The sequence below is a fragment of the Cocleimonas sp. KMM 6892 genome (assembly GCF_035798195.1).
In the GTDB taxonomy this organism is placed as follows: domain Bacteria; phylum Pseudomonadota; class Gammaproteobacteria; order Thiotrichales; family Thiotrichaceae; genus Cocleimonas; species Cocleimonas flava.
Genome location: NZ_JAPFBV010000006.1, coordinates 158,725 through 183,409 on the forward strand (window position 1 = coordinate 158,725; position 24,685 = coordinate 183,409).

General features: G+C 40.9%; 25 protein-coding genes and 1 tRNA gene. 14 read left to right on the forward strand and 12 right to left on the reverse strand.

The features are described 5' to 3' along the window. Positions 1 to 53: 53 nt before the first annotated feature. Positions 54 to 1,139: a peptide chain release factor 1 gene (gene prfA, locus OO007_RS16475; RefSeq protein ID WP_131906572.1), complete on the reverse strand. Its 1,086-nt coding sequence runs from the start codon at positions 1,137 to 1,139 to the stop codon at positions 54 to 56. After that, positions 1,136 to 2,443 carry a glutamyl-tRNA reductase gene (gene hemA / locus OO007_RS16480; protein WP_325809610.1) on the reverse strand — a complete coding sequence of 436 codons (1,308 nt, stop codon included), beginning with the start codon at positions 2,441 to 2,443 and terminating at the stop codon, positions 1,136 to 1,138. The genes prfA and hemA overlap by 4 nt, the downstream gene beginning before the upstream one ends. Positions 2,444 to 2,849: 406 nt before the next feature. On the opposite strand from hemA, the gene OO007_RS16485 reads away from it, so the two are divergent. The 10 genes from OO007_RS16485 (at position 2,850) to OO007_RS16530 (ending at position 12,306) form a co-directional block, all read left to right on the forward strand. Further along, entirely contained in the window at positions 2,850 to 4,793 is a 1,944-nt protein-coding gene (locus OO007_RS16485) for a tetratricopeptide repeat protein (protein ID WP_325809611.1), read from the forward strand. Positions 4,794 to 4,878: 85 nt separating this feature from the next. Then, the gene (gene lolB / locus OO007_RS16490; protein ID WP_325809612.1) at positions 4,879 to 5,535 is read left to right on the forward strand and encodes a lipoprotein insertase outer membrane protein LolB; all 657 of its coding nucleotides are present in this window, start codon (positions 4,879 to 4,881) and stop codon (positions 5,533 to 5,535) included. A 9-nt stretch (positions 5,536 to 5,544) separates the two neighbouring features. Continuing rightward, positions 5,545 to 6,438, forward strand: a complete 894-nt coding sequence (ispE, locus tag OO007_RS16495) for a 4-(cytidine 5'-diphospho)-2-C-methyl-D-erythritol kinase (protein WP_325809613.1) — start codon at positions 5,545 to 5,547, stop codon at positions 6,436 to 6,438. Between the two features lie 26 nt (positions 6,439 to 6,464). Then, positions 6,465 to 6,539: transfer RNA gene (locus OO007_RS16500), tRNA-Gln, on the forward strand. Positions 6,540 to 6,625: 86 nt separating this feature from the next. Then, positions 6,626 to 7,597, forward strand: coding sequence for a ribose-phosphate pyrophosphokinase (locus OO007_RS16505; RefSeq protein WP_243651619.1), 972 nt, complete (start codon positions 6,626 to 6,628; stop codon positions 7,595 to 7,597). Between the two features lie 164 nt (positions 7,598 to 7,761). Next, the gene (locus tag OO007_RS16510) at positions 7,762 to 8,424 is read left to right on the forward strand and encodes a 50S ribosomal protein L25/general stress protein Ctc (protein ID WP_131906567.1); all 663 of its coding nucleotides are present in this window, start codon (positions 7,762 to 7,764) and stop codon (positions 8,422 to 8,424) included. Between the two features lie 21 nt (positions 8,425 to 8,445). Then, entirely contained in the window at positions 8,446 to 9,024 is a 579-nt protein-coding gene (gene pth / locus OO007_RS16515; protein WP_325809614.1) for an aminoacyl-tRNA hydrolase, read from the forward strand. Between the two features lie 84 nt (positions 9,025 to 9,108). Then, positions 9,109 to 10,200 (forward strand): redox-regulated ATPase YchF, encoded by a 1,092-nt coding sequence (gene ychF, locus OO007_RS16520; protein WP_131906565.1) that lies wholly within the window; start codon positions 9,109 to 9,111, stop codon positions 10,198 to 10,200. Positions 10,201 to 10,694: 494 nt separating this feature from the next. Continuing rightward, positions 10,695 to 11,651, forward strand: a complete 957-nt coding sequence (locus OO007_RS16525) for a S49 family peptidase (protein WP_325809615.1) — start codon at positions 10,695 to 10,697, stop codon at positions 11,649 to 11,651. Between the two features lie 28 nt (positions 11,652 to 11,679). Continuing rightward, positions 11,680 to 12,306, forward strand: a complete 627-nt coding sequence (locus tag OO007_RS16530) for a trimeric intracellular cation channel family protein (protein ID WP_131906563.1) — start codon at positions 11,680 to 11,682, stop codon at positions 12,304 to 12,306. A gap of 28 nt (positions 12,307 to 12,334) precedes the next feature. Here the strand turns inward: OO007_RS16530 and OO007_RS16535 are convergent, their stop codons facing one another. Then, positions 12,335 to 13,276: a glutaminase gene (locus OO007_RS16535; protein WP_325809616.1), complete on the reverse strand. Its 942-nt coding sequence runs from the start codon at positions 13,274 to 13,276 to the stop codon at positions 12,335 to 12,337. Between the two features lie 126 nt (positions 13,277 to 13,402). Then, positions 13,403 to 15,388, reverse strand: a complete 1,986-nt coding sequence (locus OO007_RS16540; protein ID WP_325809617.1) for a cyclic nucleotide-binding and patatin-like phospholipase domain-containing protein — start codon at positions 15,386 to 15,388, stop codon at positions 13,403 to 13,405. Positions 15,389 to 15,542: 154 nt separating this feature from the next. On the opposite strand from OO007_RS16540, the gene OO007_RS16545 reads away from it, so the two are divergent. Beyond that, a complete protein-coding gene (locus OO007_RS16545) occupies positions 15,543 to 15,908 on the forward strand; it encodes a hypothetical protein (protein ID WP_325809618.1) in 366 nt (121 codons plus the stop codon). A gap of 123 nt (positions 15,909 to 16,031) precedes the next feature. Here the strand turns inward: OO007_RS16545 and OO007_RS16550 are convergent, their stop codons facing one another. From OO007_RS16550 to OO007_RS16565, 4 genes are all read right to left on the reverse strand, one after another. Continuing rightward, the gene (locus OO007_RS16550) at positions 16,032 to 16,556 is read right to left on the reverse strand and encodes a hypothetical protein (RefSeq protein WP_325809619.1); all 525 of its coding nucleotides are present in this window, start codon (positions 16,554 to 16,556) and stop codon (positions 16,032 to 16,034) included. A gap of 249 nt (positions 16,557 to 16,805) precedes the next feature. Further along, positions 16,806 to 17,273: an anthrone oxygenase family protein gene (locus tag OO007_RS16555; protein WP_325809620.1), complete on the reverse strand. Its 468-nt coding sequence runs from the start codon at positions 17,271 to 17,273 to the stop codon at positions 16,806 to 16,808. A 44-nt stretch (positions 17,274 to 17,317) separates the two neighbouring features. Then, positions 17,318 to 17,980, reverse strand: a complete 663-nt coding sequence (locus OO007_RS16560; RefSeq protein WP_325809621.1) for a VOC family protein — start codon at positions 17,978 to 17,980, stop codon at positions 17,318 to 17,320. Between the two features lie 93 nt (positions 17,981 to 18,073). Next, positions 18,074 to 18,616: a DsrE family protein gene (locus OO007_RS16565; RefSeq protein WP_325809622.1), complete on the reverse strand. Its 543-nt coding sequence runs from the start codon at positions 18,614 to 18,616 to the stop codon at positions 18,074 to 18,076. 505 nt (positions 18,617 to 19,121) lie between these two features. Between OO007_RS16565 and OO007_RS16570 the strand changes: the two genes are divergently transcribed. From OO007_RS16570 to OO007_RS16580, 3 genes are all read left to right on the forward strand, one after another. Then, the gene (locus OO007_RS16570; RefSeq protein WP_325809623.1) at positions 19,122 to 19,484 is read left to right on the forward strand and encodes a helix-turn-helix domain-containing protein; all 363 of its coding nucleotides are present in this window, start codon (positions 19,122 to 19,124) and stop codon (positions 19,482 to 19,484) included. Then, positions 19,478 to 20,803 carry a type II toxin-antitoxin system HipA family toxin gene (locus tag OO007_RS16575; RefSeq protein WP_325809624.1) on the forward strand — a complete coding sequence of 442 codons (1,326 nt, stop codon included), beginning with the start codon at positions 19,478 to 19,480 and terminating at the stop codon, positions 20,801 to 20,803. Before OO007_RS16570 ends, OO007_RS16575 begins: the two co-directional genes overlap by 7 nt. A gap of 160 nt (positions 20,804 to 20,963) precedes the next feature. Further along, positions 20,964 to 22,028: a hypothetical protein gene (locus OO007_RS16580; protein ID WP_325809625.1), complete on the forward strand. Its 1,065-nt coding sequence runs from the start codon at positions 20,964 to 20,966 to the stop codon at positions 22,026 to 22,028. A gap of 96 nt (positions 22,029 to 22,124) precedes the next feature. Here OO007_RS16580 and OO007_RS16585 read toward each other — a convergent pair whose 3' ends face one another. From OO007_RS16585 to OO007_RS16600, 4 genes are all read right to left on the reverse strand, one after another. Further along, positions 22,125 to 22,526, reverse strand: a complete 402-nt coding sequence (locus tag OO007_RS16585) for a hypothetical protein (RefSeq protein WP_325809626.1) — start codon at positions 22,524 to 22,526, stop codon at positions 22,125 to 22,127. A 286-nt stretch (positions 22,527 to 22,812) separates the two neighbouring features. Then, positions 22,813 to 23,097: a hypothetical protein gene (locus OO007_RS16590; protein WP_325809627.1), complete on the reverse strand. Its 285-nt coding sequence runs from the start codon at positions 23,095 to 23,097 to the stop codon at positions 22,813 to 22,815. Between the two features lie 323 nt (positions 23,098 to 23,420). Then, the gene (locus OO007_RS16595; RefSeq protein WP_325809628.1) at positions 23,421 to 23,741 is read right to left on the reverse strand and encodes a ribbon-helix-helix domain-containing protein; all 321 of its coding nucleotides are present in this window, start codon (positions 23,739 to 23,741) and stop codon (positions 23,421 to 23,423) included. 60 nt (positions 23,742 to 23,801) lie between these two features. After that, entirely contained in the window at positions 23,802 to 24,362 is a 561-nt protein-coding gene (locus OO007_RS16600) for a DJ-1/PfpI family protein (protein ID WP_325809629.1), read from the reverse strand. Positions 24,363 to 24,685: the final 323 nt, after the last annotated feature.

Here is a 24,685-nt window from a genome sequence, read left to right on the forward strand (position 1 = left end):
AAAAAGTGCCTGAAAGTGGGGGGGTGACTCATAACTTTATTTTTAACTACGTTCTAACTGTTTTCTTCGCTTAACGCAGATAATTGCTCAGCTTGATATTCATTGATCAATGGATCAATAATCTGGTCTAAATCGCCCGATACGAACTCATCTAGTTTATACAGAGTAAGATTGATTCGGTGATCAGATACGCGTCCCTGAGGGAAGTTGTAGGTACGAATTCTTTCTGAACGATCACCACTTCCTACTAAAGATTTACGTTGCTCAGCTTGTTCTGCATCTTGAACCGATCGTTCACCTTCCAGTATTCTGGCTTGCAATACAGACATGGCTTGCGCTTTGTTTTTATGTTGCGAGCGTTGGTCCTGACATTCAACGACGATACCTGTCGGTAAATGTGTAATACGAATTGCGGAATCGGTTTTATTAACGTGCTGACCACCAGAACCAGAAGCTCTGAATGTGTCTACTCGAATATCATTCTTGTTAATGTTTTGTGCTTCAACCTCATCCGGTTCGGGCATTACCACGACAGTAGCAGCAGAGGTATGTACACGACCTTGAGATTCTGTTTCTGGAACACGTTGTACACGGTGAGCGCCAGATTCAAATTTTAAACGCGAATAAGCACCAGCACCAACAATACGGGCGATAATTTCTTTATAGCCACCATGTTCGCCCAGGTTTTGACTCATGATTTCTACTTGCCAGCGCTTTTGTTCAGCGTAGCGTGAATACATCCGGAATAGGTCGCCTGCAAAGATTGCTGCTTCATCTCCACCTGTGCCAGCACGAACTTCCAAAAAAATATTGCTATCGTCATGCGGGTCTTTCGGCAGTAATAATTTCTGCAAGGTCAATTCAAACGTTTCAAGAGAATCCTTAATGTCAGAAAGCTCTTCCTTTGCCATATCTTTTAGCTCAGGATCATTAAGCATCTCTTCTGCAGTTTCTTTGTCATCGATTATTTGCAGATATTTTTTATATTCTACAACCAAAGGTTCTAATTGGCTGTATTCCATAGATAGTGCACGAAAATGATTTTGATCAGCCATCACTTCTGGCTCTGCCAATAATCCAGCAATTTCTTCGTGTCGATCGCTCAGCGTATCGAGTTTATTTAAAATGGATGCTTTCACTGTTTATTGTTTTCCTTATCAATCATTTGGTTTTGACTCTCAACTGTCGAAAGATTGAGTATTTTATTAGAGGCTTCGAGTAATTTATGGTCCCCTGAATGAGCGGCTTTATTCATCGCCACTGTAGCATCATGAGCCAATTTATTGGTCAATGTATGCGCCAGAAATGACAATGCTTCATCTGCAGTTGAACCATTTCGCAGTAATTTGAGTGCTTTTTCAAGCGTCTCATCCTGAATCGTATTGATTTTATCACGATAACTTTTAATGAGGCTCATTTGATCTTGTGCACGCATCCAGCCCATGAAGTTTTCAACTTCCTCAGCGATCATTTCTTCGCCTTGCGTGGCAGCCTCTTGTCGAGACTTCATATTATCTTCAATCACAGACTGGAGATCATCAACCGTATATAAATAGATATCATCTAGTTCGCCGACTTCTTCTTCTATATCTCTGGGGACCGCGATATCCACCATGAAAATCGGTTTATGTTTGCGCTTTTTCAATGCAGCCTCAACCGTTCCTTTACCAATAATTGGCATAGGTGCAGCGGTTGATGAGATAACAATATCAGCATCGGGTAAGTAATCACCGATATCTTGCAAAGTAATGCCGAGTCCATTGAAATCATTCGCAAGCTGAGTCGCTTTTTCTACACTTCGATTGGCAATAATGACTTTACCAATATTGGCGTTACTCAGGTGCTTACCAACCAGTTCGATGGTTTCACCGGCACCAATTAACAAGGCAGTTTTATTATCCAGATTGCTGAAGATTTGTTTTGCAAGATTTACTGCTGCAAAAGCAACTGATACCGGATTGGTACCAATGCCCGTTTGAGTACGTACTTTTTTAGCTGTCGAAAAAGCATGTTGCATTAATCGTTTCAGTGTAGTGCCTGCGGTCTTTTTTTCAGAAGCGGTTTTAAGCGCCCCTTTCAATTGGCCAAATATCTGCGGTTCACCTAACACCATAGAATCCAATCCACTGGCAACACGCATTACGTGCTTTATAGCTTCATCATTAGCATGGTTGTAGATATATTCTTTTAAGCTTTGACTATCCAGGCCTTGCTGTTTAGATAGCCAATCCAGGATTTGTTCTTCTGTGTAATTAGAATAAGTATAAATTTCTGTTCTATTACAAGTAGATAGGATAATTACTTCGTTTTCTTTGTGATTGCTCTCTATGTCATTTTTGATCTGTGAAAGTGTTTCAGTCAATCCATCTGGTGAAAACGCAACTTTCTCGCGGATCGCGACGGGCGCTGTTTTATGGTTGATTCCAATTACACGTAAAGACATAGGGGCGCGATTATAGCGTGAATTCCGAGGTTTATTACAGAGTAGTTTACTGCTTTGTTTTATAAATTTATCTAGCTTGATTTCTGAGTAGTCTTATTTATTTTATAAAAGGTGAAGTACAGCCGAATTCTTAAGGTTATAGCGTGAACACTTTCGGTTGTTTGGGGTGTAATCGAATAAATGCAGAGATAATTTTTATGCCCGTTTCTGCTGGTAGATGTCATAACCTACGATTGATACAGTCTGTTTTGTGTTATCTACCAGTTAGCTGGTGATAGCTGGACTTTATTCTTTACCATGCAACTGAGCACAGTTGGCTTATGTACACTATAGTTAATATATCGATAGTGTTTTTTGTTGATATAGGATCTATGCAGTCTCAATAATCCAGGGAAGGATTTTATATATGATATTTGCTATTTTAAAACAGGCCTTAATCTATCTAGAGAAAGGCATACAAGGCAAGCATGCCTTATGCCTTGCTTCTTGGGTTGTTCATAGTAAATCATCGAAATCGCAAGTATCTCTTTACCCCTTAAAACTTATTACTGTTGTTATTGTTATATGTTCTTCATTGGTTTTACCTGCTCATGCGCGTGTTTTAAATCAAGAAAATACCGAATCAGGCAACTTCAAAGCTGAATTTCTTTATCAGGCGCTTGCTGCTGAAATTTACAGAGAAATGGGTGATGAAGTCCTTGCGGTTGAGCAATATCAGCACCTGGCCTTAGAGAGTAAAGATCCTGCAATTGCTAGACGGGTTACTATTCTCGCCGCGGCAACAGGGCAGCTACCCAAAGGATTAAAAGTAGCAGAACGATGGGTTGCATTGACTCCTGATGATCTTGAAGCACGACAATACCTTGCGTTACTTTACCTTAGAAATAATAAAATAAAATTATCGTCTGCCCAGTTTCATACCATTCACGAATTGGTAGAGCAAACATCTTTAAAAGATGAAGTGGTATCAACTCGACAAGAAAAAAGCATACCAAAAGAAAGCATATCAAAAGAAATCGATAAAACAGACTTGCCAACGAATACCCAGACTATTAGAGAGATGAAAGTCAGTCAGGGGTTGACCTTTATTGGATCTGTTTTAGCAGCAGAAACCCATAGAGATAAGGCTTATCGTGTCTTTGTTGATTACATAAAGCAACATGAAAGTAGTAAATACTATCGCCAGCAAAAACTAATTGCCGCCAATCTAGCCCTAAAGGCTAAAAATTATAAGGCCGTAATATTTGAATTAGAAAACCTTGAAAGACTTGATTCTCAAAATCTGGTTGATGCCATGGCAATGAAGGCGAAAGCCTTACATAAGCTCAATAGGAATTCAGATGCTATCAATGTGCTGATGTCGATTAAAGATAATCCTATGGTAAGTGATAGCAGTCGGCTTGAGTTGGTTCGCTTGTTTGTTTTGCAAAAACAAAAAAAACAAGCATTACCCATTCTTGAAAAGCTCATTATCAGACATTCAAAGAACAATGATCTATTGAAATCATTGATAGCCCTGCAAATTGATCAAGCTCAACTTAAAAAAGCAGAATCCAATATAGATAAATTACGTGCTATAAAAAGTTATGAGTTCGATGCTGATTACTTCGCTGGTGAGGTTTTTCAGGCAAAAGGGAACTTAAAGAAAGCATTAACGTTTTATGAAAAAGTAAATGGTGGGGCGTTCTTAAGAAATGCTCATCAGAAATCGATATCACTTTCAAGTGCATTGAAAGGTGATAAGGGAATTGAGCGTTACTTTGAGAAAAAACAAATATCTTCAACTGATCCGGTCGACAAGGCATATTGGGCAAAACTTTATGCAGATCATCTCTTTAGTCTAAAAAAATACCCTCGGGCACTTGTGCTTTATAATCAGGCAATCAATTTATCGCCCTTGAATGCACAGTATTATTATAGGCGTGGTCTGTTGCATGAACGCATGAGGCAATTGCGTTCTGCGGAGAATGATTTCAATCAGGTATTGTCGATTAGCAAGAACGATGCAGATGCCTTAAATGCTCTGGGATATATGTTATCGGTTAATACCCAGCGCCTTGATGAGGCAAAAAATTATATTAAAAAGGCGCATCAAATTAAACCACATGATCCCGTTATCATGGATAGTTTGGGTTTTGTGCATTTTAAAAATGGGGATTTTGCGAAAGCTGAAAAGTACCTGAGGAAAGCATTTAAACTGATTAAAGACCCCGAAGTTGCGAGTCATTTAATCAGTGTTCTGGCAGAAAATGATAAGCAGGAAGAAGCTTTGAGTATTTATGAAGATATGACTAAAAAATTCCCTCATAACAGAGTTTTACACGAAGCAAAACAATATTTACAAAATTGATATATACCAATGCAGGCCTAAATTGATACTATTCAAGTATGTTACATCGTTTTTGTAACGGCTTGATCTTTCAAAGGATAATATAATGTCAATAAGGTTAGTGTCTTGGTTAAAGCCACGCGCACTGTTAATCAGCAGTGTTATTTTACTTGGTGGTTGTACGCAATATGGAACACAGCCACCCCAGGTTAAATCAGTAGTAAATCCTACGGTTAAACAATCTTCATGGGAACAACGCCAAGCTTATCTGGCTCGCAGACAAAACTGGAGTCTGGGTAGTAAAATCTCATTACGCTATGGTGACGAAAATTATATTTTCGGTCTAAGTTGGGCGCAACAAAACGCCAACCAATATACCATGCAAATCACACACCCGTTAACAGGAGCTCTGGTCGCAAAATTAAGCCGCCAAAGTGGGGGGGTGACATTACTCGCCGATAATGGCAGAACGTATCGCGATACAGATGAAGAACGCCTATTACAGAATCAATCGGGTGTAAGAATTCCCGTCAAGGGTATGCAGTATTGGGTAAGAGGAATGACATCTCCCGAATACAAGGTAGATCAATTGATTCTGGATAACCTAGGTCGCCCAGAAACGCTTTATCAGGCCGGTTGGAAGGTAAGTTATTCGAATTATACAAATAACAGTACACAGGCGATGCCACGAAGAGTGGTTCTTACGCGCAGTAAAGATAAGCTGTATATAAAGCTAATTGCAAAAACATGGCAGGGTGTTTAAAGCGTTTCAATGGTTGCAAAGTTAACGTTACCGGCTCCGGCAAAGCTTAATTTATTTCTCCATATCACGGCGCAACGTGAAGATGGTTATCATTTGTTGCAGACAGTATTTCAACTACTGGATTATTCTGATGAAATTACATTGGAAATTCGTCAGGATGGAAAAATAATTCGCAACGAATCAAACAAAAATTTTAATGCTTTAGATCAGATTCCTTTAGAGTCAGATTTATGTGTAAGAGCAGCAAAATTACTTCAATCACATACCAATTCAAAATTTGGGGTTGAGATTACACTCGATAAAAAATTGCCAATTGGAGGTGGTATCGGAGGAGGGAGTTCCGATGCAGCTACCGTACTACTTGGTTTGAATGAGCTTTGGGGTTGTCAGTTGACCATTCAGGAGCTTACAGAATTAGGGCTAAAATTAGGTGCGGATGTCCCTGTTTTTATCCACGGTCATTCTGCCTGGGGAGAGGGAATTGGCGAACAATTAACGCCAATAAATTTGCCAGAATCATGGTTTTTAGTGATTCAACCGGATATCTCTGTATCAACGGCAGAAATTTTTGCAGATCAGGGATTGACACGAGATTGTGATGCCCTCACAATAGCGCGCTTTCTGAATGACGGCGTTTTCACCAAACAGTCAAATGTTTTTGAAATAGTTGTTAAAAAGAAGTACCCAAAAATAGCAAATGCGCTAGAATGGCTAACTTCTTTTTCAGAAGCACGATTAACTGGAACTGGTAGTTGTATCTTTGCAAAGTTTAAAAGCGAAGATGAAGCAAATCAGGTACTTGATGCTTTAGCAAAGTCGCCGAATAATTGGCAGGGCTTTGTAGCTAAAGGGGTTAATCAATCGCCATTGCATAATGCAATAGCGGCGTTACAGAAAACGTAACGAAAGCAGTAAATGTAAGTAAATATTGGGGCGTCGCCAAGTGGTAAGGCTCTGGGTTTTGATCTCAGCATGCGTAGGTTCGAGTCCTACCGCCCCAGCCATATTTTATTGATACATTGTCATATTTCATTTCCTTCAGAAGTATGACAATGTGTTAATTCCTTCATAACTTCAAAAGAGATCGTTCATGTCAGAATCAGACAGGATAATGATTTTTTCCGGTAATGCGAATCTTGATCTTGCTCGAGAAGTCTCAGAACTATTAGATATCAAACTAGGTAACTCAACAGTCGGTCAGTTTAGCGACGGTGAAGCCCATGTTGAAATTCTAGAAAATGTTCGTGGTCGAGACGTATTCGTACTTCAGCCAACGTGTGCACCTACCAACGATAACCTAATGGAACTACTGATCATGGTAGATGCATTGTATCGTGCTTCGGCAGGTCGTATAACGGCAGTGATACCATACTTCGGTTATGCGCGACAAGATCGTCGTGTGCGTTCAAGACGTGTTCCTATCTCAGCTAAATTAGTGGCAGATATGCTATCTACCAGTCGTGTAGATCGTGTCTTAACCGTTGATTTACACTCAGACCAAATTCAGGGCTTCTTCGATCTTCCCGTTGATAATATCTATGCTTCTGCTGTGTTACTTCGAGATATCGTAGAGAAAAACTATGATGATCTTGTTGTTGTATCACCTGATGTGGGTGGTGTAGTTAGAGCACGAGCAATGACCAAAAGCCTCGGTGGTGATGTCGGATTGGCTATTATCGACAAACGTCGTCCAGAGCCTAATGTGTCTGCTGTGATGCATATCATTGGTGATGTGAAAGATAAAACCTGTGTATTGATTGACGATTTGGTCGATACCGGTGGTACCTTGTGTCATGCCGCAGAAGCCTTAAAAGAGCATGGTGCAAAAGCAGTTATCGCTTATGCAACCCATCCTGTTTTCTCTGGCCCTGCTATTGATAACTTCAATAACTCTCAATTGGATGAAATTGTGATAACAAATTCAATTCCATTGAGTGAAAAAGGTCAAAACTGTGCTAAAATCCGCCAGCTTTCTGTAGCGGACATCATTGCAGATACCATCTCACGCATTCATTACGATGAATCAGTGAGTGATTTGTTCGCGCATGTAGTTGACGATTAGTCATAAAAATTCGTCAAACTAGCGTTATTGTAAAGTAACGCTGGTTTGACAAAATGTTGCAAAACTTGGTCGCGAGTTTTGCTTTTTTGTTTATGGATTGCTTACTCATTTTTATTTCTTGTTTAAGAATAAAAGTAACAATCCACAATTTGGAGTAGAAAAAAATGGCAACTAAATATGAGTTGGCCGCGGAAATGCGTGAAGACTTAGGTAAAGGTGCGAGCCGCCGCCTACGTCGTGTAAACAAAATTCCAGCGGTACTATACGGTGCAGGGCGTCCTGCATGGTCTTTAACGTTAAACGAAAACCAATTAATGCGTAACCTTCAAGAAGAAAGTTTCTACGCAGCGATTATCGAATTAACGCTAGAAGGAAAAAAGCAAAAAGTTTTCTTACGTGATTTACAACGTCACCCAGCAAAACCATTTGTATTACATGTTGATTTACAGCGTGTAAGAGACGACGTTGAGATGACTGTTGTTCTTCCATTACACTTCGTTAACGAAGAAGACGCTCATGGCGTTAAAATGGAAGGTGGTGTACTTACACGTAACCTTTCTGATATCGAAGTTGTATGTTTACCTGGTGATTTACCTGAGTACATCGAAGTTGATCTTGCTGAGCTTAAATTGGGTGAGTCTTTACACTTATCTGATATCAAGTTCCCTGAAGGCGTATCTTCTACAGAACTATCTCACGGCGAAGATCATGACCATCTTGTGGTTAGTATCCATGCACCAAGAGCTGTTGAAGAAGTGTCGGATGAAGCTCCAGAAGCTCCTGAGACTGAAGTTGATGGTGAAGCAGAAGGCGGAGATGACGCTTAATTAATTTAAGCTAATTTCAATATGCCTGATCAAGCAATCACATTGATTATAGGTCTGGGAAATCCAGGCGAGAAGTATTCTAAAACCCGGCATAATGCCGGGTTTTGGTTTATTGATGCATTAGCAAATGAGTATGGCGCAAGCTTCAAAACAGAAACAAAGTTTTCTGGAGAAGTCGCTAAAGCCACCATTCATGGCAATCAGGTTTGGTTGTTAAAACCGTCTACATTTATGAATCGTAGTGGTTTATCCGCACATCAAATATCTTCTTTCTATAAGATCAATGTAAAACAAGTGTTAGTCGCCTACGATGAGCTGGATTTACCAGTAGGCACTGTGCGTCTCAAGTATTCAGGTGGCCACGGTGGTCATAATGGCTTAAGAGATTTACACGCGCAAATTGGCAAAGACTATGCTCGTTTGCGTTTTGGGATTGGTCATCCCGGTGATAGTAAGAAAGTAGCAGATTATGTGCTTTCCAGACCCAGTCAAAATGATGAAATTGCAATACAAAATGCTATCGACCGTGCTTTAAAAGTAATCGATCTGATTGTTCAAGGTGATGATCAAAAAGCCATGAATGTATTGCATACAGACTAAGTCATACAAACTAAAATCATTAAACACTAAAATACACCCCCCCACTTATACACACTTTTTAAGTGGATCTTTTGAGGATTAAACATGGGTTTTAAATGTGGCATCGTTGGACTTCCCAATGTTGGTAAATCAACGCTATTTAATGCATTAACGAAGGCAGGAATCGCTGCTGAAAACTATCCTTTCTGTACCATCGAGCCAAACGTAGGAATCGTACCAGTACCCGATCCACGTCTGGATGCACTCGCTGAAATAGTACAACCTGAAAGAGTATTACCTACCACGATGGAGTTTGTTGATATCGCAGGTTTGGTAGAAGGTGCGGCATCAGGTGAAGGTTTAGGTAATAAGTTTTTATCTCATATCCGCGAAACCGATGCAATCGCGCAGGTTGTTCGTTGTTTCGACAACGATGATGTCGTGCATGTGGATGGCAAAATAGATCCGGTCTCAGATATCGAAACCATTAATACCGAATTGGCATTAGCAGATTTGGATGTGATCGAAAAAGCCATTCATCGTGCTACCAAGAATGCAAAATCTGGCAATAAAGATGCAAAAGCACAGCTAGCTGTATTCGAGCGAATTCACGAACGTCTGGCAGAAGGCCATTCAGCAAGATCTGCAGACCTAAGTGCAGAAGAAAAATTACTCGTCAAAGAATACCAGTTGATCACCATCAAACCGATTCTGTTTGTGGCGAACGTGGCAGAAGATGGTTTTGAAAATAATCCTTACCTGGATTCCGTTAAAGAAATCGCAGCTAAAGAAAATGCTGAAGTAGTTGCCGTAAGTGCCGAGATGGAAGCAGAAATGTCTTCATTGGATGATGAAGAACTAGCCATGTTCCTCGATGATCTCGGTTTGAAAGAGCCAGGACTCAATCGTGTGATCAATGCCGGTTACCAATTACTGCATCTACAAACCTTCTTTACAGCAGGCGTAAAAGAAGTACGCGCCTGGACAGTAAAACAAGGAGCAACAGCACCAAATGGAGCAGGTCGAATTCATACAGATTTCGAACGTGGTTTCATCCGTGCAGAAGTAGTTGGCTACGATGACTACATCGAATGTAAAGGCGAAGCCGGCGCGAAAGATGCGGGTAAATGGCGTTTAGAGGGTAAAGACTACATTATGCAAGAAGGGGATGTAGTACATTTTCGATTCAACGTCTGATTATTTAGCCCGATTGCACTCTACTTTTCCCAGAAGCAGCGTTGAAAGTGCTCACTTATACTTATAAGCTGCGCTGCTTTCGGCTTGCCTCTGGAAAAATCAAAGCACAATCGGGGTAAATAATAATTAGTAATAGCATAAAGTTAATCACTTACATTTGTAAACTCATAATTTCCGCCTTGCTCTTGTGCAAGCTAGAAACTAATTTGAAGAATAAACCCATCCTTTTAGAGATTTTAAAAAATGCTCATCTTATTCAATTAAGCTGAGCATTTTTGCTTTGATCGTATGTGATTAACGTAATATCTAAATAACAAATTTACCCTCATAAGATACGCAAAAAAAGTGCCTAGCCAAACGCATTGAGACAATGTCGGAGTGAAGCGACGATGGCCCGAAGGGTGTGTTTTTCATTTAAAATGAATAAAAAAAAACACATAAAAGTAGGGGGGTGTGTTTAAATATCCATTCCTGATCTAAATAATTGAAAAATCATGTTAAATAACGAAAACCAACAAGCTATTGATGCTTTGAAAGATGTCGCGATGGCTGGCATTAAAGAGCAGCGCAGTTCCCGTCGCTGGTCTATCTTCTTCAAATTTGCGACTTTGATTTTATTGTTCTTGTTGATAATGGCGGTTGTAGGTTCTGCCATGTCTAAAAGCACACGTATGAGCGCCGCTCCGTCTTACACCGCAGTGGTTGATGTTCAGGGTGTGATTTTACAAGGCGCTGAAGCGAGTGCGGATAATATTATCCCAGCGTTACAGGATGCGTTTGCAGACAAAAAAGTGAAAGGCATTATTCTGCGTTGTAATAGTCCTGGCGGAAGTCCTGTTCAATCAAGTTATGTTTATAACGAAATCAAACGCTTACGTGGTATTTATAAAGATAAAAAGGTAATCGCGGTAGCGGCAGACTTATGTGCTTCTGGCGGGTATTTTATCATCTCGGCAGCGGATGAAATTTACGCGAATCCTTCCAGTTTAGTTGGTTCTATTGGCGTGCGTATGCAAAGCTTTGGTGTAGTAGAAGCGATGAAAAAGATCGGTGTTGAAAATCGTGAACTAACGGCTGGTGAGAATAAAGCCATTCTTGATCCATTCTCGCCACGCAAACCTGAAGATGAAGCCTTCGTTAAAGACTTATTAGCAACAACCCATAAGCACTTTATCGATGCGGTTAAAGCAGGTCGTGGTGATAGATTGAAAAATGACCCGGATATATTCAGCGGTTTATTCTGGACCGGTGAAGACGCTAAAGCACTTGGGTTAATCGATGATTTTGGAAGCCCAGCTTCGGTTGCACGAGATGTGATTGGTGCAGAAACCATGGTTAATTTCAGCCCTGAAAAAGATATTTTCGAACGCCTGAGTAAACGTATCGGTGCTTCGGTAACGAAACTGTTGCTGGAATCGAATAATTCTCCTGCACCTGTTTTATATAAATAAAACCCGCTGTAAGTAGGGGGGTGTACTTATGAATTATTTACATCTTTTAGATTATGCCGGTGTTGCTGTATTCGCAGCAACGGGAGCATTGGCGGCATCACGTTTGCGCCTGGACATTGTTGGCTTTATCTTTTTTGCCGCAATCACAGGCGTGGGTGGTGGCACCTTGCGCGATCTACTGCTTGGTAAACTCCCCGTTTTCTGGATTAAGCAACCGCTGTTTATTGGTATTTGTGTCATCATCGCCGTACTTGTTTTCTTTACCGCGCACTTGGTTGAATCTCGTTATCGCCTTCTCCTGTGGCTAGATGCGATTGGGATGGCAGCGTATTGTGTGATGGGTGCAATGATCGGACTGGAATATGGCATATCGCCTTATGCAGCGATTGTAACGGGGATTTCTACTGCCACATTCGGTGGTATTTTTCGTGATGTCATATCGGGTGAAAAGTCAGTACTACTCAGTGATGAAATTTATATCAGTGCAGCCTTATTGGGCGCGACCAGTTTTGTGTTTTTATTCTCAATGGGTGTGCCACAAATAGTTGCTGTTTTTGTTGGCGTGCTATTAGCATTTGGTTTGAGGGCTGCAGCATTGCTGTTTGGCTGGACAACCCCACGTTATAAACCACGTCAAGGTAGAAAGATTAAGTAACTGAAAACACTAAAACTCTCTTTTGGTGTCAATGTCCAAAAACAGACCAACCAGTGCGTTGCGTTAACATTTCCAGAGCTAGGGTTCCCAAATAGCTATTGCCGACTTTATCTAATCGAGGTGACCAAACCGCGATAGACGCTTTGCCTGGCACAACCGCCATGATTCCACCGCCAACGCCACTTTTTCCGGGTAGTCCGACGCGGAATGCAAACTCGCCCGATCCATCATAATGACCACACATCATCATCAGTGAATTAATTCGTCGTGCACGTTTTTCAGATACCACATTCACGCCGCAACTTTTATCTAAACCGTCCGATACCAAAAACAGCGCCGCTTTTGCCAGTTGCTCACAAGTCATAGTGATCGAGCAATGGTTGAAATAGGCCCACAACACATCATCTACCGCGTTCTCAAAAAGACCAAAAGAAGCCATGAAATGCGCTAAAGAGGCATTTCTATCTCCCGTTTTTAATTCCGATTCTGCGACTTTTTTATCAATCTGGATACTCTCGTCATGCGCAATCTCGCGAATAAACTGAAGGATTTCTTCCATTAATTCATCGGGGGTACGACCTTCCATAATGGTATCGGCGATTGTGATGGCGCCAGCATTGATAAAGGGATTACGCGGTTTGCCGCATTCCATCTCCAGTTGCACGATAGAATTAAACGGGTCGCCAGATGGTTCGCGGCCTACGCGTTTCCAGATGTTGTCGCCAAATTTTCTCAGGGCAATGGTGGTGGTGAACACTTTTGAAATACTCTGGATAGAGAATAGCGTTTGCGCATCACCTGCATGAAAAATCTGTCCGTCTGCCAGAGCAACCGCAATGCCAAACTGATCAGGATCTACCTCAGCAAGTTGCGGTATGTAACAAGCGACTTCGCCCTCGGGAGGTAAAGCTGTCACGGCTGACGTGATTTCATCAAGAATTGTTTGTAAATCTTCCACTGTAAAGGTCATACCAGGCTATAAATAATCGCTAATGATAACGTGATTTAGTCGTGTGACTAAGGATTTTAAGCGTCTTAAAACGGATTGGGAGAAGATAGGGGTAAATAGTGAGTAGAACAAAAATTTAGAAGAATGTTAACCCGTCTTAATAAATTCTAAATAACTAGCTTTGAGTTCAGGCATAACCTCAATAGTCGATTGATAACCGAGTTTTACCAGCTCTACATCTCTAGTGAAATCTTCAAACTGATACTCAGAAGTATCGGGCAGGATTAAAAAGTCGCTGTCATTTTCATAGTGATTTTCTAAACCATTCTGTCCGACTTCCAGTGCGCGAAACAGGGTTCCGATTAGACCCACTTTTTTCATTTTAGCTTTATTGGTGGTGCTATCGTTTTTACCGAAAGACTTTTGCAGTTTGGCGCCAATACTGACAGAAACGATGTAATCAACGTTGTTATTGCGTAACACCGAGCTGGGGACATTGTTCAAAATGCCTCCATCAATCAAGGCTTCACCATCACGTAATATGGGACGTCCTAGCAATGGATGATTGATGCTTTCGCTAACGCTATCTGCCACATTGCCACTACTTCTCACAACCTCATTGCCACTAATCAAGTCGGTGGTGATGATATGCGTGGGTAATATCAATTGTTCAAACTGGGTGTTCTTGCCGAAGACTTTATGAAAACGTTTTTCGATTAATCCCGATCGAAACATCGCCAGTAAATACCATTTATTTCCCTGAGGAATATATTTCACCCACTTCGGTGGTTTAATGCCGATATCGAAAAGTTGCAACATGTACTCACTATCAAAACCCGCGGCATAGAAAGCCGCGACAATCGCACCACCACTGGTGCCTGAAATTCTGTCGAAATAGATTTCATGTTCTTCTAATGCGGCTAATACACCAATGTGTGCCAACGCTCTCGCCCCACCACCGCCGAGTGCAATACCCAGTTGAATATCATTGGCTAAATGGAATAAGCGGCTTAAATCGCGTTTAACTAATGTCTGTTTCTGGTTTTCGTCTTGCTCGTGGTTATCTTCATCTTCATCTTCATCTTCATCTTCATCTTCACTGTCACTGCCAATATCAATATCCGAGTTAACGTACTGAAGGCGCAATGCATCATACGGTGTGTTTTCCGACGTATTTTTCGAAGTACTGATGACAGGGGCGAGCGTTGTCGATTTCTCCTGCACCCACACCCATTGGGTTTTAAGCAGAATACTGCTCCGATAATCCAGCAGTTGCATCGCACTTGCCAGGGTACTTTCTGAACCTTTGGATTGTTCGATGAAACACCAGATACGATCACATTGTGATAACAACGGAATGAAATCTGTTGCTTGATGGCCAATATCAATAAACACATGATCGACAGCCTCTGAGGCTTTAATCACATATTGTTGAGTTCTCTCAATAGCCCCTTTTTCGATTGATGCAGCAGGTACACCAATGCCTTCCCAATAATTCTGCCGATCACTAAACACTGCGATCTTCTTATCTTTGTCCGCGAAGAACTCAATGACCTGTGCCGCAAAATTAGCAGTGATGCCACAGCTATACACCAGACCAATAATGTGCAACTTATTGCGAACACTATCTCCCTTAAGTTCTCCCTGCAGCCAACTACCAATGGTACGACTCAGGTTAATCGAAAAAGCAGGGATCTCATTGAGCAGGGCTAAAAAATCATCTTTGGCGACTTCCAGAATAACGGCATTACTCAGCGCAATCGCAGATGCGGTTCTAACACCACCAGATAACAGCGCTAACTCACCGAAATGGTCGCCTTCTTTGAGTATATTCAGGTTTTTTTCAACGCCATTCGCTTTCGTAACACGCATATTGATGCGTCCAGAACGAATGATAAACAGGCTTTCGCCAATCTCGTCCTGTTTGCAGATATATTCACCGGTTTCGAATATTCGTTCTTCGGCTTTATCGATAACGCTCTGAATCTGAGCCTCAGTAAAGTCCTGAAATAATCGCCACTGTTGAAAGGTGTCGTTGATGATAGCCTCTTTTGAAATATAGTTGATGGTGTAAATAATTAGATCACTACTATAAATATAGCTGATAGAAAAAAAAGTGCCTACTCTATGCAAACCCTTTTTGTATTGACCTGAAAGAAAGGTATAACTGCAAAAATATCATTCAAAGTAGGGGGGTGCCTTAAAAACTATTAATATATCCCCCGAATCAATTACACTCAGTGCTTTATAGAAATACACTCAATAAACACACTGAACTCCATCGCCTATGAAATTACTCCCCACTACCCAGGTAATGCGTCTCTCCTTATTAGCCTTTGTTGCAACGCTGTTTTTGGCATTATTCAGCATGGGTTTTTTAGGCTTGCTGTTGTATTACATGGTGTCACCCGTTTTGAATCTGTCATTTCCGGATATAGACTCATTACATGGAGACTGGATATGGCCAGCAATCATCGTGGCGGGTATGGTTTGGGCGTTCGGTTTTCTCATTGCAGGAAAACTCTATCTATTCATCAAAGCGCGTTTCAAATTAATAGGCTCTAAATCATTGCTAATAACGACTTACACGATCGTTTTGGTAATCTGGGCTTTAGTGATATGGACAGCGATATTTATCGGAAGACCCGTTTAATAAGGCGATTAAAAAAACGCCTTAAAGTAGGGGGGGGGCTTATAGGCTCAGCAAAAGCCAACAATGTCCGTCAGGTTTGCCTTAGAAAAAGCTAACGTAAGATAAAGACCGATAAGAGAAAACTCAAGCAGAGCAAGGTGGAAGCTTGATCAGTGCTTTGCCATTTTTGTTAAACGTTGCTTTATATGGTTTTTTATTTTTTAAATTAACGGCAATTAAGCCGTTTGATATTTCTGATCCAGATACACGAATATTTCCTAGCTCACTTTGCGCTAAAGTATCATCAACATCGATACTGAAGCTGGCCGATTTGTTAGGCTCAATGCTCTCGATACTTAGCGACAGCGTCTTGTCGCCATCCTTCACTGTAGTGGAAGAAATCAGTGTTAGCTTACCTTTGACGACTTCAAAAGGCTGGAAAACTTCAACCCCGGCACCCGTTGCGCTCGTATCAAAAATCAATCGTCCAGCGCTGTTGGATAAGTCTACATTCAGTACCAAATCCTTCAAAACACACTCACTGGTATTCTTAATTTCAAATCTGTCTTTAGGCGCACTTTCTACAAAAGTCACTTCTACGTCTGCATAGGCAAGCTGTCCGCCATATAACAGCACGTGAAGAATAATAAATAACACTTTTTTGATCATGGTAACTGTCCGTAGTTAAGAGTGAATCACTGTAACGAGGTGATAGTAATAAGCTATATCTTTAAAATCAGAATAGCATCAACGCTGATTCTTATAAAAATGACCTTAAAGTGGGGGGGTGGACTTTACTTTGATGCCCTGAATGAACTAGCAAACGACAACGAATTAAAAGCAGTCATATAGCCAATCACTATTGTTTTGAGTTTTTGATTAAGTGGTTGATTGAGTGGTTGACTAAGAATCCGCAAATCATTTTTTGAGAAGAGATACCAGCGCGCACAGCATAGATGCAAATGCCAAGAAGCTAGTCACCATTCTTGCGTGATTCCACAGAACCCACGGACCAACATAGGAAGCCCAATTAGAACTATTTGCCAACTCATCATTAAGAGGTAGATGTTTGCTAAAAGTAATGACCAAAGTAGAAATGGCAAACGCAAGCGCTAATGATACCCAAAGCAAAAGCCTCTTATTTCTTGCACCCAATATCAAAATTAACGAAAACAGAATTGATAGGGGAGTACCAAAAAATATGACACCAAACCAACCATTGCGAATATTGGCATTGATAGAAATCATCGCCGTAGCTGCATTGCTATCATCGATGAGATCAAGGCTTTGCATGATGGTAAAAGACCAGGTATAGAAAAACCCCGCAAGCAGCCCAGCCAATAGGGTCGCTAAAAATAACAGTGGGAATTGGAAATTAGTTTTCATTATTTATCTTTCCTTTTCTTTTCTTTTCTTTTCTTTCCTCGTCATCATAACGCTCCATGACTAGTCACCTTTTTAATACCTGACGGCGTGTTAATGTGGGCTACTAGATATGGCGTACTATTTTTTGGTAACGCCTTAATCTCCACAAGATCCAGAGCACTAATAGACGTTAAGGCATCTTTCAACCATGACGGATACGGATGGTAAATTTCCAGCTTGTGAAGTTTACAGTCTAAATCACCCATATTTGTCGATGGGTGAACGTCTGTTTGCCATTCAATAGCATAAGGTAGCATTCCACCAGCTAATAGCCTGCCATCCTCTGGAAGACCAAAATACCAGTTTAAACTCCCTCGGCTAATTAACTTAGCGTTCCCCAGTGAAAAGGTTGCCTGTTTTGTTAATTCTTCGATGTTCTTTGTATTGACCACCCAGGTTAATAACGCTGGCTCGATTTCAATTTGTCGGCGCAAAAAAGGATCATCCAGCCCATACCACCTAGGGTTATTAGGTGCTTCGCCATCTTCGTTTATGGCAATGACTTCAAGAAACGTATTGTTGCCGAGTTGCATCAGGTGGTTATGTGTTCCCATTTTTTCATGAACACCACCATAAGGGATATCAACACCCAATAAATCTCTTACGTAATCAACGCCCTGTTTTAGATTAGTGGCTCCTATAACAAGGTGATCCATTTGAATATTCATATTTCCTCATTATTGTGAGAGTAAAAACACGTTTATTTTCGTTTATCTGTCACCCTGAAAGCTGGTATCCGAAATGGATACCAGCGAGGGTATTTAATCTGCCATTTCTAGCTCTGGGTATTTCTCAACTAACTGCTCGCGGGTGATGCGAGGATTGGTACTGGCTGCTGCAGGATACATATAACTGAACCCTTCGTTCTGCCATTTGGCGATCTCGATTACAGCCGCAGGAACTACTGTGGCAAATTCGTAGAAATCTTCCGGACCATAACCGCGCGAGCGTGCCGCGTTGCGACAGATTCGGATCTTCACGCCCAAGCTGTTTAGCTCCTTCAGGGCATCGTACATCTCCGGATAGATAGCGCGATTCTTTCGTGCCATGGTGTGTAGTTCATTGCCATGGGCAACGATCACGATCTGCGATTTGTCGAAATCGCTGAATTCCTTAAGCGCCTTGATATGATTTAACACATAACCAAAACTCTGACGCGGTTTCGGTTCGGCAAAATTGAAGTCATATAACGCTTTTTGTGGTGCGTAAGGCGTTGGATCAAATTTTGATGGGGTATCCGGTCCGGCATGAACCAGAGCCGGTGACAGTAGTCCGACCAATAAGATGGCAATCAATTTAGACATAAGTATTCTCCGTGGTGTATCACAGTAGGTTAAAGGGTTTATGGAATATTCTTTTGAGAGTATTCCTATCAGAGCTTAGTCTAGTTTTAGAATACTAGTTTTAGAATATATAGGGTTGTTTGAGCTGAGCAGTCTAAAACATCACTACAATGAAAAACACCCAGCCCTGCATAAGTTCTATTTACGTTTTCAAATAACAAGCCGAGCGACAGTGAGACAAAAGCATTGTTGTTTAATGCTTACCCGTAGGGAAGGCGTAGCCGCCTAAATATCATTCATAAGTAGGGGATGGTGGTGTCTTTGCTTTATAAATAAGTCATACTTTATTATTTAAGATTATTTAATAGCCTTTTAAAAGACTATTAAATTATTTATTGTTTACAAGGGGCTTAAATAAGACCATTAAACCGTTAGCCTTTGAAGTTAATCACTTTAGATATTATAATATCCCAATAAAAGGCTCTAAAATTATTTAAAGCTATTAATAGATTAATATAAGGTTGTTATGGATTTTTATTCTCTTTCAGATAAAGCGATAGAAAAAGAGCTGGGTGATCGGCTCAAAGCATTGCGTCTGCGTAAAAACAAGACCCAGCAAGAACTCGCTGATGCGACAACATTATCGCTAAATTCCATTAAGGCGCTTGAGTCTGGTCGCAGTAAGATTTCTTCATTAATCGCGGTATTAAGAGAGCTTGACGCGCTCGATCAGCTCGATAATTTCATTCCTGAAATAACCATCAGCCCCATGCAGTTAGCCAAAAATAAAGGCATTGTTCGACAGCGGGCATCGGGCGAACGTCTTAATAAAAAGACTAATCAATATAAAAAGTCCCAACAAGACAAAGAGAGTGAGCCAGAATGGTAAAAAAGATTGATACAGCCTTTGTGAAACTCTGGGGTGATGTTGTAGGCGCAGTCGCATGGTTGGATGATCGTGAGTATGCAGTTTTCGAATACGATAAGGACTTCCTCAAAAAAGGGTTGGATATTGCACCGATCACCATGAGTTTGAATGATGCCAGAAGAGGCGATGGCAAGTTTGCATTCTCTGCGCTCAATAAAGAAACCTACCTGGGGCTGCCCGGCATGCTGGCTGATGTGTTACCCGATAAATTTGGTAACAGTATTATCGATGCATGGTTGGCCCGTAATGGTCGCGACAGTGCCAGTTTCAGCCCGGTGGAAAGGCTTTGCTATAGCGGTAAACGCGGTATGGGTGCGTTAGAGTTTTCGCCGACGGTGATTGAAAAATATGATGATTCAGTCGCGGTAGAGATAGCCGAACTGGTTAAACTGGCACAAGATGTCATGCAGGAACGCAAAGCACTGGATGTGCAATTGAGCAAGGCCAGCGATAAAGAAAATGAAGACGCGATTCTCGATATTTTGCGCGTCGGCACATCAGCCGGTGGCGCCAGGCCAAAAGCCGTCATTGCGATGAACGACAAGGGCAATGTCATCTCCGGTCAAACTGATGTACCCAAGGGCTACGATTATTGGCTACTAAAATTTGATGGCGTGACTGATCTTGAATTGGGCGAACCCAAAGATTACGGCCGCATCGAATATGCCTACTACCTCATGGCAAAGGAAGCGGGTATAGAAATGATGCCCTGTAAATTACTCGAAGAAAATGGCCGCGCGCATTTCATGACCAAACGTTTTGATCGTGAGAATCAAAGTGGGCAGCAAGTTAAGCAACACATGCAAACCCTCTGCGGCATCGCACATTATGATTTCAATAGCGCAGGCGCAACCAGTTATGAGCAGGCATTCGAAGTCATGCGCAAACTACGCCTAAGCAAGGCCGAGGCAACACAACAATATCGTCGCATGTTATTCAATATCATTTCACGCAATCAGGACGACCACACCAAAAACATATCGTTTCTCATGAACCAGCAAGGCGAATGGCGATTATCACCCGCATACGATGTGACCTATTCACACAATCCCGCAGGTCAATGGACCAATCAACACCAGATGAGCGTCAATGGCAAACGAGATCACTTCACAAGGGAAGAGTTAATTGAAACGGGAAAATCGATCAGTCTTTCCAGACCCGATGAAATACTCGAAGAAGTGATAAGCGCTGTGGGTAAATGGATGGATTTTGCAAAAGAAGCGGGTGTATCGAAGAAGATAAGTTTGGAGATACAGAAACATCAGCGTATGGGTATTTAGTAACTGCTTATTTCGCTTAACTATAAAAAAGTGCCCCAAAGTAGGGGGGTGTAATTTTCTGCTTTAGCAATGGCATCGAGAGCTATTTTTCTTATAGCGCCAAATAAACGAAATGTAGACTAAGCTTAAATTATAAATAAATAAAAATGCATGAATTTATATGAATACGCATCGTAATAACTTAAACAATAAGTTTTTTAAGCTGCAATATTCCGCATCTTGTAAATGTGACGTTTGCGAATGCTTGATTACTTATGCTGATTTTTTACAAATAAAAGAATTAGATTACCTGGTTTGTGGTTCGTTTGAGTGCAAAAGAATCATGAGTCAGAAGTCAAAAATGGTGCCTCTCCATTTTAAAAGCTATCTAATCAATCAGAAAAAACGGCTTCAAACATCTCGCGAACAAGCTGCTCTCAGAGAAGCGTATATTCAAAAGATAAAAAAGCATGAAAAAAAGCAGAATCAAACAGTATTACAAACATTCTTAGACAGTAACCCTCAATATTTAAAAACCAATGTTCAACTCGTTCGAATACCATCGGGGTTGACAAAACTAAGCTCCCCAAGCAATGAAAGAATAACGAAATACAGCGAACATCTAAGCAATATTATTAATGAGGCATTAGACAATATTGACAGTAACACCCTTATAAATGCTCAAGACGAAGGCTTGGAAAACAGGGTGTTAACGGTAGAGCAGAGATTTTCTAAACATCCAGAATTAAGAACAATAGCGGATGGTTTTTGTGGAATGTGTAAAGGAGGTTGTTGTCCCTCGGGGAATGATCATGCCTACCTTTCAGCTGCGACTATTAAGCGATTAATGAAAAATAAACCTGAATTAACAACAGCTGAAATTCGCGAACTGTATTTATCTAAAATTAAAAATAAAACAGTTAAAGATTCATGTATCAATCAAACAAAACAGGGATGTTCACTTCCCAGATTTATGCGTTCGGATACCTGCAACGGATATTATTGTGACTCAGTAAAGTCTTATCTGGAACACGAAGCAGATCAAGATATAGATTCAGAGAAGCAAATGAGGAAGCCATTAGAGAAGACAATAGAGAAGCCAATAAGGAAGCAAATAGATAAGCACTCGATTGCTCTTACTGTGCAGTGGTCAAATACAAACTGGAATCGCTTTGATCCCAGTGTAGACAATAAAATAGTAAAAGCGGTAATGATTACTGATAAAGAAATATTACCCATAGCCTGATTTATCGACGTTTGTCAGTTATGCCATTTTCACGTGAGGCTTTGAGAAAAGCGCCCCAAAGTAGGGGGGTGGGTAATCGCCTGATTTATTATTCCTTTATTCCACAGTCGCAAGTTTCGAATCTAGCTGACTGCGCAACTCCTGTTCATTAGTCGGTATATATGTAACTTCCAATGGCTCACCGTTTTGTTTTAAGAACACCGCCTGACCATTAAACATCTTATGACGGTCGGCAAATGCGAAGCCTTGTGGAGTGCCTAAATCTGCCACCACAAAATCAAGTCGCGAATGATAATCGCCTTTTACCTTTTGTAGCCGACTCAGCGCCTCTCCACCGTCTGGTGAATAATTCTCATACGCTAACACCAGCACGGGTTTACCCTGGCCAATAATGGACAGATCACTACTCATGGGTTTTACAAAACCAATTGTAAAGAAATAACCCACTCCAATCAGCAAAGCCAGTGATACAGCGCCTATCGAAATTACTTTAACCATCGTTGTGCAAATCTCCCACGTTAAATACCCTAAACCACATCATAGTGGTAATTTTCAGGCTGAGCTTATTTTGAGTTGTGAAGCGCCACAATATTCCACGATTAGACTAAGGCAATCAGGCTGAAAGAGAGAATGATATTTACATACGATACCAACAATGAAATACAGCGACGAATATTCGAAGAGTTCAGAAAAAAACGCCCGTAAGTAGGGGGGTGGCTAAAGGGTTAAAATATTAGAGGTGTAGTGTAGTTTAAAATTAATAAGGCGTGATTGGCACAGCTACTTATTTACTAAAATGTGTATATGCGGCAAAAATTATTAGTTGAATAAAAGCCAGAGCCCAAAAATAGACACCACCAAATAAAAATTTCATCGTGAAGCCTTCTGCATTTTTATTGCGAATGCTTAAAATGGTCGCTACTACGAGAGAAATAGCTATCCCAATAAACATCAACGTCATCCATGATATTTTCTCTGATGCAGCTGAAGCAGCAAATGCTAACGGACTAATTAACACAAGAGCGCTAGCTGGAAGTACTTTAAGAAAATAGGTATACCAGAGTTTCATTATCGAATTCACTTTACTGTTTAATCTGCCATTAAGGCGAGATTTTGATGATTGCTAAATAAAGTATCATAAAAGCCGATTTATTACGCCGCTAGGGTGAATAAATCTTCGATATACAATGTGTACGCGTTTGGAATGTAATTTACTATTAGAACTGATTTTGATTGATGGCTCTTAAAAAGTGCCAGCCGAACACATCGAAACAACAGCTTTGGTGTTTAAAGCTGACCCGCAGAGGGAGTGTTTTAAAAAGTCACCCCCTCCTTGTACATGCTTTTTATAGAGTAGCGCTTTATTTGCGAGGTCAGCTCAATAGTTGCCGTTCAATGATGTGAGACTCGAATGTCTTGCAACGTCGTTGTATCTCTGGGGATATCTCCATCAGCAATCATCGATAAATAGCGTGAGCAACAGACACGCAAAAATGACGTAAAGTTACCCATATCATGTTCTGCATCTAAGGATTCTAAATATAATTTAGTGATTAATTGATTACACGTCATATCATCTCGAAAGGATATTTCTTCAAGAATTTGCCAAAAAAAGTTTTCCAGTCGGATGGAACTTACAACGCCGTCAATCCGTAGCGATTTAGTATGACTCGCCCATAGATTACTATCGGCATTAATGAACAATTGACACATAGTGGTCACTCCTCAATCTAGGTAGTTTTTTCGATTTCTCGAACTTATTCTTTTTTCTACCTATGATAATAGCGCATTAAATTGTTTTAGCATGGCTGGGTGTGCAGGCCACGCAGGGCTTGTCACCAAATTGCCATCAGTAACCGCACCATCTATATCAATATTCATGTATTCGCCACCCGCACTTTCTACTTCTGGCTGACAAGCAGGGTATGCTGAACACTTGCGGTTTTCTAACACACCTGCAGCGGTTAACAATTGTGCACCATGACAAATTGCCGCAACCGGTTTATTTGTATCAAAGAAATGTTTGATATGATTTAACACTTCAGGATTGAGTCTTAAATACTCAGGTGCTCTGCCACCTGGAATGTACAAAGCGTCATAGCTCGTCACATCAATCGCAGCAAAATCAGCGTTTAATGCAAAATTGTGACCTGGTTTTTCAGTGTAGGTTTGATCTCCTTCAAAATCATGGATTGCAGTGGCAATAGTGTCGCCTGCTTTTTTATCAGGGCAAACGGCATCAACTTCATGTCCCATCGCCTGTAGCGCCTGAAAAGGAACCATGTTTTCGTAATCTTCAACAAAGTCACCGGTAATCATCAATACTTTAGCCATCATTATCTCCTCAAGTTCTTTGGTTTGTATTTTTTTATCGCTTCAGTGTTTGTGTACACGAAGCTAAAAAATGCTTTTGCATTTTCTTAAGAGGGAGTAAGCCATAGTAAGGGGTTAAACGGGTAATATGATGTTACTACATACGAAAAAACATCCGTAAAGAAAAAATGCCCCAAAGTAGGGGGGTGGCTTTCTTAGGCTCACCAAGAGCCAAGAAAGTCCATCGTAGATTCCGCAAGGAATCGTCGATGTACATAGATAGTTCCAGAGAAGAATCAAACTACAAAGCATAAATTTATTAAACAAAGCTCACCAAGAACTAA

Bases quoted from the DNA above. Each gene is read 5' to 3' on its own strand.
- OO007_RS16590 (WP_325809627.1), bottom strand. From the start codon at position 23,097: ATGAAACTCTGGTATACCTATTTTCTTAAAGTACTTCCAGCTAGCGCT.
- OO007_RS16570 (WP_325809623.1), top strand. From the start codon at position 19,122: ATGGATTTTTATTCTCTTTCAGATAAAGCGATAGAAAAAGAGCTGGGT.
- hemA (WP_325809610.1), bottom strand. From the start codon at position 2,443: ATGTCTTTACGTGTAATTGGAATCAACCATAAAACAGCGCCCGTCGCG.
- OO007_RS16595 (WP_325809628.1), bottom strand. From the start codon at position 23,741: ATGTGTCAATTGTTCATTAATGCCGATAGTAATCTATGGGCGAGTCAT.
- OO007_RS16565 (WP_325809622.1), bottom strand. From the start codon at position 18,616: ATGTCTAAATTGATTGCCATCTTATTGGTCGGACTACTGTCACCGGCT.
- OO007_RS16555 (WP_325809620.1), bottom strand. From the start codon at position 17,273: ATGAAAACTAATTTCCAATTCCCACTGTTATTTTTAGCGACCCTATTG.
- OO007_RS16535 (WP_325809616.1), bottom strand. From the start codon at position 13,276: ATGACCTTTACAGTGGAAGATTTACAAACAATTCTTGATGAAATCACG.
- ispE (WP_325809613.1), top strand. From the start codon at position 5,545: ATGGTTGCAAAGTTAACGTTACCGGCTCCGGCAAAGCTTAATTTATTT.
- OO007_RS16545 (WP_325809618.1), top strand. From the start codon at position 15,543: ATGAAATTACTCCCCACTACCCAGGTAATGCGTCTCTCCTTATTAGCC.
- OO007_RS16550 (WP_325809619.1), bottom strand. From the start codon at position 16,556: ATGATCAAAAAAGTGTTATTTATTATTCTTCACGTGCTGTTATATGGC.
- OO007_RS16525 (WP_325809615.1), top strand. From the start codon at position 10,695: ATGTTAAATAACGAAAACCAACAAGCTATTGATGCTTTGAAAGATGTC.
- OO007_RS16575 (WP_325809624.1), top strand. From the start codon at position 19,478: ATGGTAAAAAAGATTGATACAGCCTTTGTGAAACTCTGGGGTGATGTT.
- OO007_RS16530 (WP_131906563.1), top strand. From the start codon at position 11,680: ATGAATTATTTACATCTTTTAGATTATGCCGGTGTTGCTGTATTCGCA.
- OO007_RS16505 (WP_243651619.1), top strand. From the start codon at position 6,626: ATGTCAGAATCAGACAGGATAATGATTTTTTCCGGTAATGCGAATCTT.
- ychF (WP_131906565.1), top strand. From the start codon at position 9,109: ATGGGTTTTAAATGTGGCATCGTTGGACTTCCCAATGTTGGTAAATCA.
- lolB (WP_325809612.1), top strand. From the start codon at position 4,879: ATGTCAATAAGGTTAGTGTCTTGGTTAAAGCCACGCGCACTGTTAATC.
- OO007_RS16485 (WP_325809611.1), top strand. From the start codon at position 2,850: ATGATATTTGCTATTTTAAAACAGGCCTTAATCTATCTAGAGAAAGGC.
- OO007_RS16560 (WP_325809621.1), bottom strand. From the start codon at position 17,980: ATGAATATTCAAATGGATCACCTTGTTATAGGAGCCACTAATCTAAAA.
- OO007_RS16600 (WP_325809629.1), bottom strand. From the start codon at position 24,362: ATGGCTAAAGTATTGATGATTACCGGTGACTTTGTTGAAGATTACGAA.
- pth (WP_325809614.1), top strand. From the start codon at position 8,446: ATGCCTGATCAAGCAATCACATTGATTATAGGTCTGGGAAATCCAGGC.
- OO007_RS16510 (WP_131906567.1), top strand. From the start codon at position 7,762: ATGGCAACTAAATATGAGTTGGCCGCGGAAATGCGTGAAGACTTAGGT.
- OO007_RS16585 (WP_325809626.1), bottom strand. From the start codon at position 22,526: ATGGTTAAAGTAATTTCGATAGGCGCTGTATCACTGGCTTTGCTGATT.
- OO007_RS16580 (WP_325809625.1), top strand. From the start codon at position 20,964: ATGAATACGCATCGTAATAACTTAAACAATAAGTTTTTTAAGCTGCAA.